Origin of the sequence: Microbulbifer sp. MLAF003 (assembly GCF_030012965.1) — a bacterium.
In the GTDB taxonomy this organism is placed as follows: Bacteria; Pseudomonadota; Gammaproteobacteria; order Pseudomonadales; family Cellvibrionaceae; genus Microbulbifer; species Microbulbifer variabilis.
Genome location: NZ_CP120232.1, coordinates 4543268 through 4565279 on the forward strand (window position 1 = coordinate 4543268; position 22012 = coordinate 4565279).

A 22012-nucleotide genomic window follows, 5' to 3' on the forward strand; every position below is an offset into this window, starting at 1 on the left:
AGGGACTGCTGTTCTCAATTAACTACCAACCTGTGCTGGCTTCTTCTTGTGGTTGACCGCCCCAAGCATCATCGGAGGCAGGCGCTGGCTCAGAAGTGGCAGGCGCAGGCTCAGATGCAGCCGGTGCAGACGAAGGGGTGCTGCTCGATACTGGTGGCGCCACGTAGCGCTGAGTATCGGTGCCATCCAGGCGCACTCCTGTGAGCTGGGAATAGAGCGCTCGGGACTGCTCATCCGGCAGCAACTCTGTCATCAATTCTGAAACCGTCATACGCCCCCAGCCAATCAGTCGTTCCAGACCTGGTGCCAGCGGAGTATGGGGCTCGTAAGTCCTGAAATACTTGGCGGCCTGCTCTAACAGGCGAAGTGCATCCTCACGCGAGGACACAGGCCCTGTAGGTGCCGCGATAGCATTGGCCACCAATGTGGCCGCAACATTTGGGACAGCATCATCTGAGACAGCCTCAGCTGATGCTAACTCATCACCTTGGGTCGTTGTTGCTTCAGCCTGAGCCGCTATCGATTCCAACTGGGTTTTATAAATAAATCTGGCTGTGCGCAGCACTTCATCCAAAAGAGAGGAAATATTGGTCGAAGGAGGGGCATCATGGCCGCAACTCTTACGCAGCACATCATTAATATTTTTGTAGTGAGCAATGCTGGACTCTATTGTCTCAATCAGGTTCTGAGCCCACTCATTACTCGCACTGTTCACACACTGATTGACGTCCTCAAAACTATAACCCAAAGTTTCAATTCGTGCGGCTTTAGCATCGTCATCAGCAATGCGATCAGCATCTCGCGCCTGCTGGTGCTGGAAGAAGGAGAAATCTCCGTAGTCTCCTTCGGGAGTGACCGGTGCACTGCGGATCGGCATCATTAGAGTACCATCGCCGCCATCACCGTTGAGGCCTGTCAGGGGGGCAACTTTTGTCTCAATGCCATCCTCATCCGGCAACGGGAATAAGCCATCCCAAAATTCTTCTATAAGCTGGTCTATCAATTGGAAACCGTCGCGCAGCCCAGTAAAGCCATGCAGCCGGATAAGTGCCTCGGTATACCAACTGGCCACCTCCAGATCCTTACCTTTCTTGGTAAGAATCTTTTCGGCAGATTTAGCTACATCACGCCAGGGCGCCAGAAGATCAGCATCTGTTTCATCGAACATAGCCGAGCGCTCAGCAGCCCGGGCGCTATTGCGCGCATCCTTGATGGAGTAGTAATCCGAGGTTGGAGAGCGATCCTCTCGGATATCCTCTCCGACGGGGCTGTCCGAGGTGATTGGAGCAATGAGTTCTTCGATATTTATTGTATTTGGGAATGCCATGAAAATAAGTCCCTTCTACCGAAACAATTCCTTCAATAAGAATCTCGAGAAGAGTACACGTTGTAAAGATCTAATCAAGGCAAATGACACGATGAGCCAACATTACCCTAAAAAAGTGCATGAAGCACAAAGTTGTGCAAATTATTTTTGTTAAATTTTTAGTATTTAGGATTTTTTCAGGAGTCATTACACGGTGATTACAGCTGAGCCCTTATTTTCTGCGGTACCTGAATCAGGATGTAATGACTGGAAAGTAGCCACTACCTGAATAAATTCTACTTTGCTCTGTGTAAAGCTTTGCAAATCGGTCCACAAAAACAAGGTATAAAAACTCTGCGAATTCTGAAAAAAAGCGACCAGATACTGCACGGAATCCTGGCCAATATTCGCACTCATCTCGTACAAAAGTCCTGTTTGCCATGAGTGTTCCACCGGATCGGGGCCACTCAACCGCTCTCCGCCAGCAACCTTCTCCAGGCACTGCTTCATCTGCGCTTCACCGTAATCGGCAAGCGTGAGTTCAGCAGGAAGCTCTGAACGGTTCTGCGCCAAAACAATCAGATAGCGATTGGCCTCTACATTTCCAGCCTGAATCACCGCACCAGGATTCAGGTTATCACATGAACTCCAGCTGCGCGGCGCACTCACAGAAATTCCGGGATCTGTACTGTGCAGTTTACCCAGTACTACTGGCAACTCCGATCCACCACTTTCACTGGATGCTTTAGTGCAGTGCAAAAGCTCAACGTCCAAGTACAATTGAGAGTGCCAACCGGAGTTCCACAATTTGTGCATAAATCGACAGGCTTCCGCCCTATCATCAGTTTTCTTTAATCGTGACCTGGAGCTGGCCATCAGGGCTTTTATTTGACTGAAACTAAATCCAAAATCACTATCCAGTGCCGCAATTGCCCGGCGCCTTTCATAAAGCTTCCTTATTTCCCCTGTAAATACCACCACGTAAGACATACCCTAACCCTAGCTTCCTGCAGCGATTGATAGGTAGGCAACCTCTGGACACACTCCGCATGTCCTGCCAACAAGCGATACCCCCCATAGGGGAGACCATCGATCAATTATTTTCTCAACTCAATCACTCTATTATTAATTGAGTTCCATACTTATGACCCGATAAATCAATGTAGTGAACGAGCGTGATATTTTTTAAACAAGCCACTCAAATTCACTGACTGCTTCAAACTGAAAATATGAGCATAGATATATGCTAAATAACCACGCTTTCGCAAAGTTAAAAAATCCCGCTCATCCAGCTCATTCAGGCGCTTCTCTGATACACAAAACACCCCGGTGAGGTGGTGTTTTGTATTACCCGGCAGGTCAACTAATACAACCTGCTCCTGCAACAGATCCAACTCAGTGAGACAGCGGATAAACTCTTTACCCTGCAACTTCTGCTGATGAATTTTGTACAACAGATTCCTGGCCCCAGCTAAATGCTGAGTTGGCTCGCCGTTTTCCTCAAAAAGTTTGTGGGCTGTCTCACCAGCTTCCGCCGACAATGCCGATGAATCAATACAAATCACCGCACTTTTGGAGTCCACATCCTGATAATGTAAGTAGAAGGGATGGGCTCTCAATACTGCCGGTATATAAGTGCCCTGCCACTTCCCCTCCTGCCAAAACAGATTCTTGCCAGGCTTGATTCCCAACATGGCACAGCTTTCCAGCGCCTGGCCGTCATCGGACTTGGCAAACACAACTGGACAGTCCTGCGCTACCGTATGGAATTCACCAGGGTAAACCGGACAGATATGTCGCTTATCACTATGAGAAATATCCCCCACCAGAACGCTGTGCCTGTGGTGTTTGTTCTTGTCCAATATAATCATTTGTGCCACGCGATATTTCCCTCCACTTCTTACATCGCCACTTGCGGCTGCCTTGCACCCAGCATGGAACAGTAGAACTCAGGACTCGGCAGTGACGGACATAACAGACTGGTCGGAGCCAGATGTTGTGACCCTTCACACCACCACAAGCTGTAGCTGGCAAAGCTCTTTTTACACAACTGTCCTAGCAGCCCCGCATAACTGCTCTCAATACCCGATGCATCACCACTGGATACATAAAAGTCTGATTGAGGTCCGGGCAAAATCGTCGTATATAACCCCGTAGGAACTGGTGCAAAAGCCACAGATAGCTGATCGACATGCAGCATATTTTGCAGAGCGCCGATCGCCAGTTCAGAGAGTCCCTGAAACCAGTCTTTTTCATGCGCCATGAAGGTAAATGCATCGGTAGCTGCGGGCAACGGTGCCGTGATCGTTAGCGGAAAATAACGGCCAACGCTATCCACACTGGGAACCAGGATCCCCGCCCAGGCGCTTTCATCAATCACTCCCTTAGCATGCACAAAGCGCCAGACCGGGCTGGTTAAATAATAATCCAGCCACTCATTGCCCATAATCTCTCGGGAGCCATGTACAACGCGCTGTAGCCATTCATCCCACACACTGACAAAGCTGGCGGGTAACTGGCGTTGGATAAAATCCCCATGTCCCGGCAGCTTGCCAAAAATACCTATAGAGTTTTGCAAATTACTCTCTCTCTGCTCACAGGGTCTCTGGACACCTGTACCCACGCAGCAGGCTGCGATCAAACGGATTGTTTACATTGGAGGCGATCAGCCTGAACTGTGCCTTACGCCCTTCTTCTGAGAAGGTCACTAATCGCTCAGCATTACTGCGGCCAGATTCCACATCAGAACTGGCGAGAAGACGGTACCATGCCCAGTCCCCTTCAAAATGTTTGCGGTGCACAGTTTCATTCAGGTCTTCAAAAATAATCCGCGCCCTGTTGCTCTCACCACCGCGCCAAGTGAGTTTCTTACTGGTCTTGGGCCCATGGGAATAAGGAACCCGTTGGTCTCCCAGCTCCAGCTCAAACAGTCTCACACTGGAATCCAACTTGGTCGGCTCAATGCGAAACGAATAGGATGCGTTTGCTCCTGCAGCGAAGAAGGTCTTGCGGATTTTTTCCGCACGTCGCAACTGTGACAGAGTCTCCTGGGAAAGACTCATGCCTTGTCCCTCCACATATTTCACTTTCCAGTTTCTAGTATCGACAAATGGCTTCAGGTATTCGTCGACAAACTTCTGCTGAATGCCACCCGGTTTGAAGTATTGATTAAATTCCATCACCGGTACTTCCTGGTCGCGGTCACTGCGCAGTGGGTAGCGGTTGGCCAGGGTATTGGCATAACTGAAATAGACCTGCTCCCGCCACACCCGGTTGAGATGGCCTTTTGCCTTGCTCATCACCAGTGCCCAGGTGCCGTCAGCAATATCTGTTAGCCACCTATCAAAGGGAGCTGGCGCATTGGCCGCTTTAACCCTCAGCTGCTTGATAGCGTCACCGCCCCCTGCAAAACGACTCTTGGCGCTAGCAAAAGCGGCCTCATTGGAATCGGGTGCACTATCAATCTCAGTCAGGTACTCCTGAATCTTGTTGATGGTGACAAGGTACTCCTGAATCCTCGCCGGCCTGCCCTTTTCACTTTGGGTAATGCGCTGCACCTCTTCAAAACGCACATCGACAATATTGGGCTTGTAGTGGTCTTTAAGGGCACCTGCAGCACTATCCAGCGCAGCGCCCCCGAGCCTGCGAGTAGTGCTGGATACCGGCAGCGGCACGCCTTTAGCATCTACGGGCAGTTCAGGGCGAGGGGTCAGACGAGTGTTATCCGCTGTGATTTCTGTCACGGCCAGTAGTGGTGAATAGATGGGATCAGATAATGTCGAGAGAACCTCCAGAGCCTGGGAGGTACTGTTAAATCTCCGGATACTGAAACCGCCGAGGAAAGACTGCCACTGTTGCAGATATTCACTCAAATAAATACGCTTCACATCCTCGCCAAGTTTCGCGCGATCTGCCTCGGTAAAGTCCTCACCAGTGAGATCGCCACCATAAATCCAGCGCTCCTCAGCCATGTTTGTCATCAGCTGGGAATCGGCCCCGAAGTCCATTTCCTTGTATCCGGCTTTGGTATACAAGAAGGGGATACTGAATCGTGGATCGTTAGCTGCTACACCAAAAACCTGCTGGGTATCACCTCCAATCTCCTGATAAAGATCTACCGAGGTCTGACCCAGATCGCTATTTTGTAGCTGGGCGAAAAGACGCTGCGGTACCGGGATACGTCGCAGCTGCTGGCGCGCACGCGCCACTACGCGATCATTCTGCTGGACACTTGCGGGGATCGCTTGGGCTAACAACTGGTCGAGGTGATAGCGCAAATTCTCCTGCTCACCGGCCTCCCCCGGCAACTGTCGCTCCCAGCGTGAATTGTAGTAACCCTCAACACTGGCAATATCGAGCTTGTCCGGGTTAAAGAACATCAAGTAAGTTTTCAGCGTACTGACCAGAGCCGGGTCATCACTGCCCAAGCGGCTGAGGTTACTCTCAATATCGCGCAACAATGCCGGCAGGAAAACAGTTTCCAATTTATGACGGTAGAGCTGGTCTACCGCCTGGTCGATGCGTTTGTCATACAAACCCAGGTTAGATATCCAGGGGTGCTCCTCGCGATCGTACACTGAGGTTGCCCGGCGCAGGGGTTCAAGCATTTTCAAGGTATTTGCTGGCGTGGGCCGTTTACCCTTGAGCTCATCCTCAGCCTGTTGATAGGCAGCCAGGCTGTCATTAACCTCCCCCATAGACAGCTTATTTGACGCAAGACTGCCACTCCAAAGGAAAATCGAGCCCACGAATACCGCCGCCAGCGTGGCATACACCGCTCTGCGCAGCCACTGATTGGCTGTTTCTACCCTGCGGTTAACGCCAACCAGCTCCGCCTCTGGAAAAATAACATCCTTGAGTAAGCGGTGTAGGAAAAAGCTCTTCCCCGCCCCTTGGAATTTGTGCGCAACACTGCGCTCAAGACCAAAGTCTGCGGTGACCGAAGCCATCATTCTGTCTACCGGGCTACCCTCTTGGGTACCACTGGTAAAGTAAATGCCCCTTACCATTGGCACAGTTTCGTAGCGGTTTGGCTCGAAGGATTGCTTGATAAAGTCGGCCAGAATATCTGCGAGATTTTCCATTCGAGCAGGGAAACCCTGCAATAAAGCGCGCTTCTCTACATTGCGCTCCTGGTGCACTCGCCACAAAACGCGCTGATTCAGGCGCTCTATCAATTGGTTGAATTCCGCCTTGAAGTTATCCAAAGGCGCACCGATCGTAGCATTGGTTTCGCGTGGGAAACTCACGCCCCAAACCTGCTCACGCTCAGCTTGGGACAGGTTATCAAAGAACTCACTAAAGCCCGCCACCAGGTCACACTTGGTGAAGGTGAGATAGATAGGAAAGCGAATGCCCAATTCCTGCTGCAGTTCATTTACGCGTTGGCGAATTGTTTTTGCCTGATGCTGGCGCTGCTCCTCAGTTTGCACCATCAAATCCTGCAAACTGATAGCAACCATGGCGCCGTTGATCGGGCGGCGGCGACGATAGCGCTTCAATAACCCCAGGAAAGCCTTCCAAGCACTGTTGTCATATACCCTATGACTATCTTGAGTGGTATAGCGGCCTGCGGTATCTATCAGCACCGCATCATTGGTAAACCACCAATCGCAGTTGCGCGTACCGCCAACCCCACCCAAAGCCTCTTTCCCGTGACTTTGCGCAAGGGGGAACTCCAAGCCGGAATTCACCAGAGCCGTGGTTTTACCACATCCAGGCGGACCAATAATGATGTACCAGGGCAACTGATATAGAGATATCTTACCTTTGTCTGACTTGAAGCGGGCGTTGCGCAACACTTCCATAGCTTCACGGAAACGCCCCGACAGTGCATCCAGTTCCTCGCGGGAGTGCTCCTCATCCGGATCCTGTGCTGCCTCCTGAGACTCTTCAATGCCCTTAATTAATGCCTGATTCTGGCGGCGCTCCACCAACCACTGGCTCAAGTTCCACACCAGCCAGAGGGCGAAAATAAATACGATTATTGTGATACGAATAGTTGGCGAAAGAGTGGCGTTTTCACTGCCAAATTTGATGTAATCCGCCCCAAACCAAATGAGCACAGAGAGTGCTGACAGTCCGATCAGTCCTAGCACCCATTTATTGGTAAAAAAGTCGCGCAAGCGTTTCATGAATAGCTCCATCTCCCCGGGGCTTTGCCGCGCCGGATCGGTTCAGTCCGAGTGTTACCCTTCTTCCCCTTGCGGGGCTTCGCTGTCACTGCCTGTGAGATCTACAACGCGATCAGCCACTGGCGTCGTCGTTTCGTATAGCCACCAGCGATAGCCGCTATAAGTGGCGACCAACAGGCCCAAGGCAACACTCATAACGACCCATAAGGGCACGTAGTGAATCAGGCCTGATTTGCGCTCGACACAGCCCTGCCAGCGGGGGGACAGGTCCCGGTCCATAGCCGGCTTGTGTTGCTCAATCGTTCGGTACAGTTCATCGCGTATCTGTTCGATCTGTTCGTGGCCGCGCTGCACCAATCGGTACTTGCCCTGGAAGCCGAGGCTTAGGCACAAGTAGAAAAGCTCCAGCAGTTCCAGATGGGAGGCCGGCGTTTCGAGCATGCGCTGCAAAATAGCAAAGCATTTTTCTCCACCAAAAGTCTCTTTATGGAACAGACTTAACAACGAGTGCTGGCTCCAGCCACTGGCGGTTCCCCAGGGAGTAGTAAGCACCACTTCATCTACTACGGTACACAGCAGGTAGCGCGCAGTGAGAACCGACTCCGGAGCCAGAGCCAACTGTTTGGCCTCTCGTTCAAACGCCTGGATTTCCTTGGTCAAGCGCTTGTGTAAATCCGGCACATTGGAATGATTCATGGTTGTGCGCAGCTTGATGATCACACCGAGCAATTTGGAGGCGGCAGAAACCAGCGGGTTTAAGCTGTTGCGGATCTGCATATCCACACTGCCACCAGGGCTGGCAAAAAATGGCTGCTGGGACGGCGCTGCCGGCTGCGCCGGGGCTGCCGCACCCGGAGTTGGAATCATTACGGTTCTGTCACCCGCATTGGGTGTCGGCGGTGGAGTAAAGCTTTCATTGCTCATATCAGTTATTCCTTATCGCCCAGAGCTCCATGGTCAGCCCGGGGAACTCCGCTCCGAGATGCACGGCAAAACCGCCAGACCGTAACATCGCCTGCCACAGCTCACCGCTGCGCTCCAACTCAAAATAAGTAAACCCGGCATGATAGGGAATTTGCCGTGGCGCCACAGGCAGTGGGCGCAATTTCAAGCCGGGTAACTGCGCAGAAATCAATTCGCGAATAGCTTCTACCGGTGCCACTTTGGACTGGGTGGGGAAACGGCTGCGCAGCAGGTCACCAGGCATATCCGCTTTCGCGGCCATCACAAAGCTGGCGCCCTTTAGTAGTGAGGGATCGGTAACTGGCGCGACATAAATACCAAATTTTCTCTGCACCAGCTCCATGGGAATGGCTGTCTGCTCCAGCACGGTAGAGAGCGACTGGCGAAGAGCCGAAAACAGCCCGGCAAAGCTAAGTTGCAGGTTTTCATGCGCATAACTGGGAATATCCGGCGGGCGTTTGGTCGATGAAGTGAAAGTCGATAGCTCACCAGCCAGCTGGAGAAGTTCCACAAACAGACAGTGCGGATGCAAGCGCGGCTGGGCAGTAATCTGTTTCAGTAGTGGCTCGAAACGGTTAATCACTTGCAGTAAAAGGTAATCGGCGATCTCCGCAGAGCCGCTTCTGCCACTATCACTGAGGCGGTGCCCGAGAGCCGAACCACGATGGTCGAGTAGCCCCTTAACCTCCTCGATATAGGCTTTAATTACCGCCGAGGTTTCTGTATTTAAAAGCGGTGGAATATAGTCCGCATCCAATTCCACCGGCTTCTCTGGCTGGCGCTCACGTATACGCGCAATACCGATCGCGGCATAGCCGCTCAGGTCATCACTTTCCAGCTTGAGACACACACGCAACTTACCCACCTGGATGCGGGCAGACTCACCAGAAGCAGCGGCGCTGTTACGCGCGTCGAAATTGGCCGTTTGATAGCGCGCCTGGGGAAAATCTTCCTGATCCCGTATGGATTCCTGGCTACCCGGCCGTTTCATCGGCACACAGAGGTAAACCACTTCATCGCGCGTATTGATCGGTACATCCAAAACGTCAGGCAGGTGCTCGTTTTCCGGTGCCAATATCGGGGTACCATCAGGAAAGATAGCGCGTACGCGGGACACGGAAATTTTACCCATAGACAGCGGCTCACTGTCGATGCCCAGCTCAATCACACCCCAGGTATAGGGCCCCAGCGAGGCCGTGCGCGCCTCAACCAACTGTTCAAGATAGCGATCCTGCTGTTGAAAATGCTGAGGGCGTAAAAACATACCCTCGCTCCAGATCACCTTGTTGTTTGCCGACATAAGTCTTCCTTGCAGGGCCCATCTCGCTTCAGGAGGGGCTCAATAAAAGGGGCTGATCAGAAAGGTTTACCGATCTATTTAGATTTTTCCATTTCCTGCAGGCGTTTTTGCATCGCCTCATAATCTTCGCTGGAAATAGTCACAGTATCGCTCTGGCGCTTTCCGGAATCCTGACGAGACAAAGGAGAAACAATTCCGCGACGGCGCTTATTAATATCATCTGGCGTACCGATACGGGTATCGGCCAGGGCTACGCGGTACTCATTTTTCTTGTGATCCGTAATCGGCAAGACCAGCAGAGCGTCGGCCTTTTGATACTGCACAAATTCAGCAAGAAGGCCGATATATTTTACATCTGGAGTCAGCTGCAATTCTTCTATACGCTGCTCTCCGGGTGCAAACTCTTTCAGGATTACGGTATCCAACAAATCCTTGCCCAGCCGCGACTGTGCATTTTCATATAGGTTCAGAAAATCCTCGCGGGCAAACTGACGGTCATCCGCCAGCATAAATACCCGCACCACAACTGGCGAAGCCCGCCCATCATCATCGGGATTGACGTCCTCGCGGATATTTACCGACAACTCCACACTGGTCTCCAGATTCAGGGTACGCCTGGTGGTCTGGCAAGCCGTCAGGGTAATCACTAATATTCCCAGCAAAGTAAAATGCAATAATTTTCTTATCGACACGACCAACTCCCTCTTTTCGATCAATTAATTAATTTTTCAATTGTCTGGCATTTTTCAGCTCAGACAGTTGATTTTCATAAGTCACTGCAAATTCATCGCCAAATAACTTGCGATAACAGGCATCGGGATCGCCAACCAGGTCGCGATACATCGCACTGAAACCTTCCCACTTTTTTGCATTTTTATTGCCAAACATCCCCGAGGTGTTTCCCAGGCGACGCTCGATATTGTCAGGGCTGAAATATTTCAGCATCGCACTGTAACCTGCACGCATTCCGGCGAGCACTGCCACCTGATGATCCGACAAATCATCGAAGCTATCGCGCACAGCCTCTTTAGGTTGCATAAAGGCCCCATTGCCGGCAAACATCGCTTCGAGGGCATCGCGCTCTGTAGCACTGAATTTAAGCGGGTTATTGGCCTCGGTCTGTATCATGGTGCGCTGTACACGCAACTCATTTTTAATGCTGGTACGCGCACGCAGCAGGTCAATCAGGCGCGCAACGGTCTCGCGTACAATCTCCGCCGCCTGCTGATCGGCCAACTGATGTTGGGCTGGGTTTATATTCAGGCCCAGGGTCGAGGCCAACACACCAGCACTAGGGACGGATGGTGGTGCCACCGCTTGTGGTTGTGGTTCGGGCTGCGGTTCGGGCACCTGTGGTTGAGCTTGCGGCTGCTGTAGCTGGGAAAAACTCTGCCCCTGCGCGGCAAAATTGGCCGGGCCGCTCGCCAGCCCCTGAGACGTATCAAAACCTGGAGCACCTTCAACCTGCTGCCCCTGTATCGCCGCAAAGGAATCGGCGAACGGGTTATCTTGTGGAGTTTGAGGAGCTACCTGCGGTTGGACCTGGGCCGGAGGCGCCTGGGGTTGAGGAGGCGTGACAGGTGTCTGCGGTTGAGCCATTGGCGCTTGCGGTTGCGCCAACTGAGGCTGCACAGGGGGAGCCTGGAACTGTTGTGGTGGTGTTACCTGCGGCTGTACGGGAGGCATTGGCTCCACAGGCTGTGGCTCTGGAGCGATATGTACTGCATGACGATCCGCTGGTACATGGTCCTGATCACTACCATCTTTCCACCATTCATCGTCCGACCACTGGCTCGAATCATTCTGGCCGGTGGATCCGGGCAGTGATCCCAGGCCGGGAGCCTCTGTGCCAGCAAAAGCCTGTGGCTTGTCAAAAGTAGAAAGTGGATCCAGGGGCCCAGAATCCGCACCGAGAAGGCTATCTCCTGAAGGCGCACTCTGGCTGCCTGAAGTAACATAACCCCACTCACCGGTCTGAGAGATATCACTATTGCTGCCAGCACCAGGTTCCAGCCAGTTATCCAACTGCTTAGCCTCTGCCTGGCTCTGCATCTTTGCCATGGCACTGGCATTAAAAGTTGTGCGATCCGAAGTATCGAGAAAATCTGCGCTGTCCAGCCCCTTGGGCAAGTCACTTTGCGCCTGCGGTTTTCGCAGCGTCACTTTGAGTCGATACTCTCCCACATTAACAATATCCCCCTCTTTAAGCGCTATTTTATTGCCCTTGCCCAAGGGGCTGTCACCATCATTGTGATAGGTGCCATTAGTACTGGTATCTATCAGGAAAAACTGATTCTCACTGAAAGAGATCTGTGCGTGCTTGGAAGAGACGACGCGATCGGGATCAGGTAACACCCAGTAGTTATCTGCAGAGCGACCTAAACTGCCCCCTCTTTCGTGAACAGTTTTGTATGCTTGAGCATATTGGCCCCTGCGGGATCCGCCAATACCGAGAGAATTAGATCCATGTCTTCCTGACTCACGCTGTTAATAGACTTTGCAATAACACAGGCGGCTTCCGGAAGCCGCCAAGTCACGCAAAATGATCGGGAAAAATCTGCCAGTCATGTCAATTAATCCGGGCTGCCAAAGACAATCCAGTTCATTTCTTTTAGTCCCAGGGGCCTTTCAGGGCCCCACCGGCAAGGGAACTTAATCGGGGCAGAATAATCTGGTCCCGTCCCTGTACAGAGCGCATGGTACTGAGCCCCGCTTGCATAAATCTTGTTGCTCCGCGATCGGTAAGCAAAGCCTCGGCACAGGGCGTAATCCACTGTCCCTGGGGGAGTTTGCGCAAATGCAACGGCAGGCTTTCATAAGTGGCCGATGACGGCGCACGAAGTCTGCCACTTGCGGAGAACCCTTGGCATATAGCCAAAGCCAGCAGATAAACGCTGTTACCCCACAGGTAATACTGGTGCCCTTGCTCGGGAGTCAACTCCTCGAAATCAAAGTGCTCAGTAGTAGATGTTTCGCTGCCAAAAGGCAGACGCAACATAAACCGGGGGGCCGCCAACGCCACATACTCACTCCCGGAGTACTCCCGCACGGCTTGCCAGCTCTCTGCAAAACGTTCACTCAAGGGGTAATACCAATCATCGGGGTCAACGGACCCTGCCAGATTGGGACAGCCCGCCAATTTGGTATCACCACCTAACAACAAAGCACTGCCAGCCGCTTCAGCGATCGTTGAAAGGTCGATCAGCAGATGCAGGTCCCGCTCCTCATCAGTGATATAAAAATCACCTAGAACCAAATTGTATGGGCGACTACCTGATACGGTCTCCCTTTCGACCAGCAATTTGAAGACCTGTGAATTTTCCAGGTCACTCTCCGCACTGGCAAAGTCGGCAAGCAACTCCTCTTTACTAATGTCGATTAGGTACAGTTGTAAATTGGGATGTTCTTCTAAACGCCTGAGTAAAAACTGCAGGCTGAGCCAGCTTGCCTCCAGCTGGCGAAAATCACTGTGATGCATCAACTTGCGCATCACATCCGAAGTAGCTTCAGTAAGTGCATCAAGGTATTCACCCTGGCGAGGGTCGGCACTCTTCTGCACATAGGGCGCAACGATATCCTTTATCAACTGGTCCACTTCGAGGCTGTTGCCATTCTCTCTGGCATGGCGCTCGCGACCCGCTGCAAGAATTTCATCAAGAAAGGATTGATCAGCAGAGTAGGAGGTAGCCTCAGTAGAAGGCTCACGTAATTCGGGCTTCCACTGCTGAATTTCCTCTGCGGCCTGCTGGAATTGCACTGGGTCGCGCAGGCGCTGCTCCAGCTCAATAAATTTTTTGAATAGCGGCAGGCGGCTGTACAGGTAGTCCGGGTGCAAGTCATCAAAACAGGGAAGAAACAGTGGTTTCTCCATAACCGGCAGCTGTAGGCTCACCCCCAGGTCGGCGAATACGCCTTCAAAAGTGTCACGGTTTAACAAGTAAACACGGCGCTCGGCAATAGTATCCGGCTCACACTGGCGACGGCTGGCTCGCCCACTAAAATCGCCGATAATTGCGACCTTCAGATTATCAGTGCCCAAATCCATATTTCTTCCTTTTTTATTGTCGCCGGGAATTTCAAATCCCGTCGCTATGGTGGCTCTACTCACTTTTTAAGATTCCAATGGCGGCAAAAACTACGCAGCGATTAGCGCTACTTCCCTGTACCCATCATGCGTTTTTATTTATTCGGTTTCTATAGCTTCTTTTTCGATTTTTTTGTCTTTCTGGGACGGCCTCGCTTTAATGGCCGTACTCGCTGATTCGCAATTTGTTCAATTTTCTCTTTAAACGCATCGCCACCCAATACATGCCCTAATTTAATGGTTTCTGCAATGTAATCGAGCAGACGTCTATCAAAGCTGTAACGGAAAAGTTTTCTGTATGCCTGAGCACGCTCCTGAGCACTTTCTCCCAGGGCGGTGTATAAATGGTGATCCTTAATCAAATGGTCATGTTTATCGTTCACATGATGATTAAAACTCGACCATTGGTAGTTCCCAAGGGAGTCCGCCAATCCCAGATAGAGAGGGCGCAACTCGACATACCTGTAACAGGTCAGCAGGTAGGCATCGGAGTCAATCAGGCTTGATTTATAGCGCCCTCTCCAGAGGGTACCGGAGCGTTTGTAACGGTGATTTACAAACTGGACGTAGCGACGCCCCAGGGACTGCATCATTGAGGATATTCCATCGGGAATCCGTGGCGACGCAATAATCTGGATCATATTGGGTAACAAAACGTATGCGTGAACATCTACGCTGTACTGGTCAGCGGCATTACGCAAACTAATCAAATAATATTGATAATCTTCCTCATCAAAGAAACAAGGCAGGTTATTGTGACCAACCTGCACTATGTGCTGGGGAATATTTATCAGATTGAGCCTAGGCAAACGGGGCATTTTGCCAGCGAATCCTTATTAAACAGGCGCAGTGCCTTTTCTAGTGATGATTAAAGGTTTTATTATCGCAAACCAAGGAAAAAAATTTCAAACTTAGTCTGCGGCCAAGTTAACATAAGAACTGGTTATTCGGTTGTAATAATGTTACGCCGCATTTTATTGCTATTTAATAAAGGGGAGTTGCACCAGACATGGATCAGATAAGTCTGGCGGTCAACGGGCGCACTGACATCGGTCAAGTTCGCGAGGAAAATGAAGATAGCATCCGCTGGCATGCTAGCGCGGATAAACCCTTCGCCTACATGGTCGTAGCCGACGGTATGGGAGGCTATACGGGCGGTGCCACAGCAAGCAAAATCGCGGCTGAGACCATTCAATCCCACCTGGACAATCTGCTTGAACACACCTTTATTTCCTGCACACCTGAACAGCAACAACTGATTTTACGCGCGACCCTGATTGATGCCATCAACAATGCCAATAGTGCGCTTCTGAATACCAAAAATATGAACCCCCAATTTTCCAAAATGGGAACAACTATTGTTGTTGCAGTTATGTGGCGCGACTTCCTGATCGTTGCCCATATAGGGGATTCAAGGGCGTATTTATGGAACAACTACGGGTTACAGCGCCTTACACGAGATCACAGCGTGGTACAGGAAATGGTCGATAGCGGTCAAATGACCCCGGAACAGGCCAAGCAGTCCAATGTGCGCAATCATATTACCCGCGCCCTGGGTATCTCCAGCAGTGTGGAAGCAGAAATTAACAGTTGGAAACTAACTGAAAACGCGCTGCTGCTTGTATGTAGTGATGGCCTAACTGAATATCTGGACGACCATGCAATCGAGCGGGTCCTTGCCACTCATCGCCCCGCTCTGGAATGCGTATACCGCTTTATCGACGATGCCAACAGACTGGGGGGACGAGACAATATCAGTGCAGGCATCCTCGAATACTCCTCCCAATCTATGCCACAGATGCTCGCACAAGAGCAGAGTGTGACTCAAAGACCGCAGTCACCTGATGTGACTATCCGTAAATCACAACGCTAAACCTGTTTGCCGGAAGCTGAAGCATGACACCGGAACGTCTCACCCAGCTAGTACCCAACCTGTTCAAAACCCTTAGCCCTCCCCCTGTTACTTTCTCACAGGGGGACCCGGCCGCGGCTTGCCTTTGGCTGGCTGAAATTCAGAACTTACTTTCACCAACCGATACTACCGATCATATCCACCCGTTGTGGCCACAGGCTCCTGACGTATCAGTTAATACCTACACCCTCGCCTCAGCACCTGCGGGGCAATTACTTCCCGGTATCGGCGATGGCCCGACAAGCCTGATCAATATTCCCGGAGTCAATCCCCTCGACACCTGTGTCCCGCCAATGCAGCGCAGCCTGCGCATTGAGGGCTGGGTTAACGGGGCAAGTGGCGAGCTGGCTTTCGAAAGCATTGACTTAGCACTACCGGGCCCACTGCCCTTCCAATGGAAACGCTACTATCGCTCCTCAATTAGCGACGACTGTGGCATCGGCACCGGCTGGCGCCACTCCCTTAGCGAAAAACTGTCAGTACAGGGCAATACCGTCGAATTACACACTGCGGAGGGGCGTAGGGTCCACTTTCAACTGCCCGCGATTGGCCACGGTTGTTACAACCGTTTTGAGCGCCTGCTGCTGTTTCGCCAGAGCCTGCATAGCTATCGCCTCACGGCATTTAGCGAGCCTCACAAAATTTTTCGAGCCGACGGGGTCAACAGCGCCCTGCCTCTTACCGAAATCCGGGATCAGTTTGGCAATGCCCTGACCATCGACTACAGCGAGGGACTGCCCAGGAAAATTGTAAGCTCCTGGGGACGGGTACTGGAATTCCACAGCCACGGTGGTCGCATTAGCAGGCTGCTCAACAGCCACGCCCCTGAAGAGCAACAAACTTTGTGTGCTTACGATTTTCACGGTGGGCTGCTCACTGGTGTTTCCCGGGGTCGCGAGAGGGAACACTACAGTTACCATGATCTCTCTCTGGTTGAGGCGCACAGCAGCCGAAATGGCAGTACCCAGTTTGAGTACGACCACCAGGGCCGCTGCCATAAGTTGAGAAGAGAGGAGACAGAGACCCTCCTCAGCTGGCAGCACACGCACAATACCTGCCTTGTAGAAACCATCGACAGGGAATCACAGCAGCTTCGCTTTGATCGCTTCGGCCAACTGATTCATGAAGTCCAGGGCCAGCGCCAGTGCAGTTGGCTCTATGACACCTACGGCAATCTCTGCCAACATATCGGAGCAGATGGGCTGAACACCTTCCTCCGCTACGATGAATTGGGACGAATCCGACGCAGCACTTGCGCAGGCACCAGCAATCGTTATCAATACGATGAGAACGGCTTCCCCGAAGGCATACTACTCAATGGGGACCAGCCATGGCTGTATCGCTTTAGTGATAAAGGCCGGCCGCTGACAATCGTCGACCCAGGAAAACAGGAGTGGAAATTCCTCTACAGCGATCGCGGGCAGTTGACGCAGATCGTCGACCCTGAGGGCGGCCGGGTGGACTTCACCTGGGATGGGCAGGGTCAGCTGCAAACCGTACGCTACGGGGATAAAGTTTGGGGGTTTGAGTACGATCACTGGCAGCGAATGAGTGCACTGGTTGTCAATGAGGACACTTGGTGCGAATGGCGCTATGGTCCGGAAGGTGAATTGCGTGAGTCCCGAATTGGCATGCACCAATATGGCCTGGATTACTCAGAGCGGGGACTACCCTACGCAATTCACGCCGGCAACAGCCAGAGCCTGCACTGCGAATACGATAGTGCCGGCAATATATGCCAGATCCAATTTGCCGATGGCAACAGCTGGGAACTGCACTGCAATGCCCACGGCCAGTTAACCCAGTTGGATACTGCTAAAGGGAGCTACCGCTGGCACTACGACCCCATCGGCCAGTTAGTCTCATTTCACACACCGGATAAACGCCAATTGCGCTGGCACTACAATACTGATGGCAGCATCAGCGAATACTGCGACAACGACTGCCGCTGGTATTTTAATTACAATGAAAATGGCTCCATTGCCGGAATCCGAAACAACAACGGCCAGAGCAGTGAATTTCATTACGATGCGCACCAGCGCCTGATCCAGGCCAACAATTTACACTCTTCCGTGCGTTTTAAATACGACCAGCGCAACCGGGTGATCGCCGAGAACCACGACAGTAGTGACGTTCGCGATTTCAGCCTGAGATATCAGTACGACTCACGCGGATGGCTGAAAAGTGCCAGCTCCGATAATCTCGATCTAGCCTTTACCCTGACACCTTGTGGTTCCCTGTACGGTATTGACGCCAATGGTGAGCCAATCCTCCGCACTGAAATAGACGGACAAAACCATATACATGTCCAGGGGGATATTCGCAGCACCTATAAATTTGACGCAGGCCGGCTAGCAGCCCTGGACAGTGGCCTCGCCTTAACCTGGCAATTTGATCGACAAGCGCCGCTGCAACTCACGACGCCTATTCGCCAGGCTGGATTCGCCCAGGCACATATCGAGCGAGATAAACGCGGCAATATCACCATTGAGCGGGAGATTCCCGGGCGCAAGGACTACCAATACCAGTACGATGGCTGGGGTCTGATGAGTACCGCAGAGTGTGGTGAGTTCAAAACCTATTTCCGCTATGACCCGTTTGGGCGCCGTCTGAGTAAAACCTGTACCCATCGCAAGTCGACACGCCAACGCCGTGTGACTACCAGCTGGAGCGGACTTGGCATCTGGGCGGAAGCACACCAGATTGATGGAAAATCACGCGGTATCGGACACTGGATACAACACCCCTTGAGCGGCTCACTTCTCTGCCACTGGAGTTCAGGTACCAGCGAGCACTATTTGACCGATCCGGAGGGCAAGCCCCTGGCCATTTTTGAGTCGCAGGGCTCGATACAATGGTCCCGCGGCAGCGAGGCCGGAGTTACTGCCAACCGCGGCTTTGGCCAGGAACCCAGCCCCTGGCGTGGTGCCAACCTCATTGCCGATATCGAAACCGGCCTCTGGTACCATACCTCAGGATATTGGAACCCGGCGCTGAATATTTGGTTGAATGGCACCCAGGTTTTTGCCCGCTCGACACCCGACTCTTCTCTGGCCAAACTTTAAGGTCAGTGGCCTGATACAACCTATCGGGAAGACTCCACAGGGCTTCCCCTTCCGCCCTCTACAATCAATTAAGTCCAATAGAGTGGCTGAGATATGCGAGATTCCCCGGACTTTGAAATCGGCGGTATTGAAGTGGCCAGGGGGAGTCCCGTCGTATAAACCTGCCAGTGGTTAGCCTGTATACCAATACGGATATGGCAATCCCTGTCTATGTACAGCGCGGCAAGCGGACCGGCCCTACAATTTTTGTCTGTGCGGCGGTACACGGAGATGAACTTAATGGCATCGAGATAATCAGCCGCCTGATTCAGAGCCGCGGCCTCAAGTCCCTGCGTGGCACTCTGATTGCTGTTCCCATGGTCAATGTCTACGGCGTGCTTCAACACACTCGCTACTTACCCGATCGGCGCGACCTGAATCGATCTTTCCCCGGCTCAGCCAAGGGCTCCCTGGCCGCTCGTATGGCCTATGTATTCCTGCGGGAGATAGTGGCCAAATGTGATTACGGCATCGACCTTCACACCGGCGCTGCGCACCGCAGCAACTTACCTCAGGTCCGCGCCAACCTGGACGATACCGACACTCGTGCCATGGCCAGAGCTTTTGGTGTACCGGTACTGCTCAACGCCTCCATCCGCGATGGTTCCCTGCGCCAGGCCGCCGCCGATCTTGGAGTAAGAATCCTGCTTTATGAAGCGGGCGAAGCGCTGCGTTTTGATGAATTGTGTATTCGCGCAGGGGTCAAGGGCGTAATCAACGTAATGCGGCACCTGGAAATGCTGCCAAAAGGCCGCAGTGGCAATTCGATAGAACCGTTTATTGCCCGTAGCAGCGGTTGGCTGCGTGCTGGAGATAGTGGTATCGCAAAACATATCAAGGCTCTGGGGGATCACATATACGAGGGCGAATTACTAGCCACTATTACTGACCCTTACGGCAAGGAGCTCGACCAGGTGCGATCTAACGGGGAGGGGATCATTATTGGCAAGCAGAACATTCCCCTGGTGCTCGAGGGCGAGGCGATGTATCACATCGCCTATTTCCGCAAGCCTCAGGAAGTAGTTGAAAACCTCGAATTGCTTCAGGACAGCCTGCTGCCAGACGAAAATTTCTAGGGCGCTATTGCTGCTGTAATAACTCCAGTACTTCCTTACTGGGAAACCCTTTCACTTCGACACCAGCGCGTTTTTCAAACTCCCGAATAGCCTTGCGCGTGCCAGGGCCGGCCTTACCATCGACTTCACCTGTATAAAACCCCTTCTGTTTCAGCAACTTCTGTAACTCTTCCACCTGGCTGCCATCGAGTGGGGTAAAGGGTCGATTCCAGTCCTTTACCAGAGGTGGTGCGCCACCGATGCGATCCGCCAAAAGGCCAATAGCGGTCGCATAACGATCGGAGTTGTTGTAGCGCTTCAGTACAAAGAAGTTTTTGAAAACCAGAAAGGCGGGGCCGTTACGTCCATCCGGCAGCTTCAGCTCTGCCACAGCTTTCTTATTTGGGAATGATTCACCATTGGCGCGTTTGACCCCGAGCTTTTCCCACTCTGCTACAGTCAACTTACCTCCCGGCATCTTGCGCGAGGGTATAGTGACCTCATAGCCCCAGGGCTTGCCCTTTTGCCACCCATTGCTCGACAGCAGGTTCGCCGCTGTAGCCAGTGCATCTGGCACCGAATTCCAGATATCACGTTTGCCATCGCCATCAATATCTACCGCATAGGCTTGATAACTGGTGGGGATAAACTGGGTGTGCCCCATGGCCCCGGCCCAGGACCCCAACAGGTGCTGCCCCTCGACATCCCCGGCCTGTAATATCTTCAAAGCCGCGAGTAACTGCTGGCGACCAAACTTCTTGCGCTGAGGGTCTGCGTAGGCAAGGGTAGCCAGGGACCGGATCACACTACGCATGACTTTGTCATTACCGAGGATGCCACCAAAACTCGACTCCACCGACCAGATCGCCAAAAGGATATCTGGGTCAACTCCAAAGCGCTTTTGGATCTTGTCGAGCCAGGGCTTCATCTTCTCTTTTTCCTGCTTACCCCGCTCTATAGCTCGTTTCTGTACCCTGTTGTCGAAATACTGCCATACTGGTGCCTTGAATTCGGGCTGGTAGCTGGCACGATCCAATACCCACTGGTCAGGAGAGGTTATGCCCTTAAATGCCTGATCATAAACCTGGGGGGAAATACCACTCTTTATCGCCGTCTGGCGAAAGTCCCGAACCCATTTCTCAAAGGCCGGGTCCGGCTTATCTGCTGACTGAACACCTAGCGATATCAGCGCCAGGTATAGGGCGAGAAAATAGGAAAGCATGGGGAACCTGGACAATCTGGGCATGAGAGTACCTTTGACACAACTTTTTGCTCGCTCAAGGTTAGGACGAGCCTCTCTTTTCCGAAAGGCGGATTTATCAAATGGTGTCATCCGCCCGACCAGTCATCAATGTTGACAGATAAACCTGCGGGAAAGTTCTGCTTGTGTCACAGCCCTGTTGTCAGGGCCACAAAACTATGGGATTACATAGAAAAGAACTGCAAAGAAGTGCAAGATCCCTCCTGCCAGTACAAACAAGTGCCAGATCGCATGATGGAAACGCAGACTGCGCCACAGGTAGAAAGCGATACCACCTGTATAACAGAGCCCACCCAAAACCAGCAGCCACAAACCACCAGTCTCAAGACTATTCGCCAGTGGCTTGATTGCAGCGATAACTACCCAGCCCATTAAGGCGCTTAAAGTGATAGACAGGGCGCGAATTTTTTTCAGCGGGGTGAACTGAATTATCAACCCGAGCAGTGCCAGTCCCCAGATAATCCCAAATAACCACCAACCCCATGGACCGCGGAGAGTCACCAGGGTGAACGGCGTATAAGTCCCCGCTATTAAAAGGAAAATTGAAGAGTGATCCAGGGTACGCAAGATCGCCTTGGCACCGATATGACTGACAGCATGGTACAGAGTCGAGGCAAGGAAGCAGAGAATCAGTGTAGAGGCGTAAACGCTAGAGCTGACGATATGCCAAGCATCACCGCGCAATGCGGCGAAACCTGTGAGAACACCCAGGCCGGCGATAGCCAGTAGGGCCCCGACACCGTGAGTAACGCTATTGGCAATCTCTTCTGCGAAGCTATAGCGGCTGGCAACGGAAACGGTCGAAGTCATAAATTGGCCCGGCTGAATTCTGGTCATAAGCACATCAACGGCACTCGACCAATAACTTGAATCAGGTCTAATGATCAGAGGCC

The 22012-nt window shown here is 52.2% G+C and carries 15 protein-coding genes and 1 pseudogene; 3 read left to right on the top strand and 13 right to left on the bottom strand.

Annotated features, from left to right (window positions below; genetic code table 11):
- Positions 1-22 precede the first annotated feature (22 nt).
- The 11 genes from tssA to P3339_RS21715 form a co-directional block, all read right to left on the bottom strand.
- Positions 23-1327 (bottom strand): type VI secretion system protein TssA, encoded by a 1305-nt coding sequence (gene tssA, locus P3339_RS21665; RefSeq protein ID WP_282951865.1) that lies wholly within the window; start codon positions 1325-1327, stop codon positions 23-25.
- A gap of 186 nt (positions 1328-1513) precedes the next feature.
- A complete protein-coding gene (locus tag P3339_RS21670; RefSeq protein ID WP_282951866.1) occupies positions 1514-2296 on the bottom strand; it encodes a hypothetical protein in 783 nt (260 codons plus the stop codon).
- A gap of 167 nt (positions 2297-2463) precedes the next feature.
- The gene (locus tag P3339_RS21675) at positions 2464-3177 is read right to left on the bottom strand and encodes a SapC family protein (protein ID WP_282953636.1); all 714 of its coding nucleotides are present in this window, start codon (positions 3175-3177) and stop codon (positions 2464-2466) included.
- A gap of 29 nt (positions 3178-3206) precedes the next feature.
- Positions 3207-3884 carry a type VI secretion system-associated protein TagF gene (tagF, locus tag P3339_RS21680; RefSeq protein ID WP_282951867.1) on the bottom strand — a complete coding sequence of 226 codons (678 nt, stop codon included), beginning with the start codon at positions 3882-3884 and terminating at the stop codon, positions 3207-3209.
- Between the two features lie 16 nt (positions 3885-3900).
- Entirely contained in the window at positions 3901-7440 is a 3540-nt protein-coding gene (gene tssM / locus P3339_RS21685) for a type VI secretion system membrane subunit TssM (RefSeq protein ID WP_282951868.1), read from the bottom strand.
- Between the two features lie 54 nt (positions 7441-7494).
- Positions 7495-8364, bottom strand: coding sequence for a type IVB secretion system protein IcmH/DotU (gene icmH / locus P3339_RS21690; protein WP_282951869.1), 870 nt, complete (start codon positions 8362-8364; stop codon positions 7495-7497).
- A gap of 1 nt (position 8365) precedes the next feature.
- On the bottom strand, positions 8366-9703 hold the full coding sequence (tssK, locus tag P3339_RS21695) for a type VI secretion system baseplate subunit TssK (RefSeq protein WP_282951870.1): 1338 nt from the start codon (positions 9701-9703) through the stop codon (positions 8366-8368).
- Positions 9704-9777: 74 nt separating this feature from the next.
- Complete coding sequence (gene tssJ / locus P3339_RS21700) at positions 9778-10395, bottom strand: type VI secretion system lipoprotein TssJ (protein ID WP_245556697.1); 618 nt, start codon at positions 10393-10395, stop codon at positions 9778-9780.
- 28 nt (positions 10396-10423) lie between these two features.
- Entirely contained in the window at positions 10424-12151 is a 1728-nt protein-coding gene (gene tagH / locus P3339_RS21705) for a type VI secretion system-associated FHA domain protein TagH (protein ID WP_282953637.1), read from the bottom strand.
- Between the two features lie 163 nt (positions 12152-12314).
- Positions 12315-13748 (bottom strand): type VI secretion system contractile sheath domain-containing protein, encoded by a 1434-nt coding sequence (locus P3339_RS21710; RefSeq protein ID WP_282951871.1) that lies wholly within the window; start codon positions 13746-13748, stop codon positions 12315-12317.
- A gap of 149 nt (positions 13749-13897) precedes the next feature.
- The gene (locus P3339_RS21715) at positions 13898-14605 is read right to left on the bottom strand and encodes a transposase (RefSeq protein ID WP_282951872.1); all 708 of its coding nucleotides are present in this window, start codon (positions 14603-14605) and stop codon (positions 13898-13900) included.
- A 191-nt stretch (positions 14606-14796) separates the two neighbouring features.
- Here P3339_RS21715 and P3339_RS21720 point away from each other — a divergent pair, with 191 nt between their 5' ends.
- The 3 genes and pseudogenes from P3339_RS21720 to P3339_RS21730 all read left to right on the top strand — a co-directional run bounded on the left by P3339_RS21720 (position 14797) and on the right by P3339_RS21730 (position 19879).
- Complete coding sequence (locus P3339_RS21720) at positions 14797-15660, top strand: Stp1/IreP family PP2C-type Ser/Thr phosphatase (RefSeq protein WP_020413613.1); 864 nt, start codon at positions 14797-14799, stop codon at positions 15658-15660.
- A 23-nt stretch (positions 15661-15683) separates the two neighbouring features.
- Positions 15684-18764 (top strand): DUF6531 domain-containing protein, encoded by a 3081-nt coding sequence (locus P3339_RS21725; RefSeq protein ID WP_282951873.1) that lies wholly within the window; start codon positions 15684-15686, stop codon positions 18762-18764.
- Between the two features lie 93 nt (positions 18765-18857).
- Positions 18858-19879: pseudogene (locus P3339_RS21730) on the top strand (succinylglutamate desuccinylase/aspartoacylase family protein).
- 4 nt (positions 19880-19883) lie between these two features.
- Here the strand turns inward: P3339_RS21730 and P3339_RS21735 are convergent.
- Both P3339_RS21735 and trhA read right to left on the bottom strand, forming a co-directional pair.
- A complete protein-coding gene (locus tag P3339_RS21735) occupies positions 19884-21104 on the bottom strand; it encodes a lytic murein transglycosylase (protein ID WP_282951875.1) in 1221 nt (406 codons plus the stop codon).
- A gap of 171 nt (positions 21105-21275) precedes the next feature.
- Entirely contained in the window at positions 21276-21956 is a 681-nt protein-coding gene (trhA, locus tag P3339_RS21740) for a PAQR family membrane homeostasis protein TrhA (RefSeq protein WP_020413617.1), read from the bottom strand.
- Positions 21957-22012: the final 56 nt, after the last annotated feature.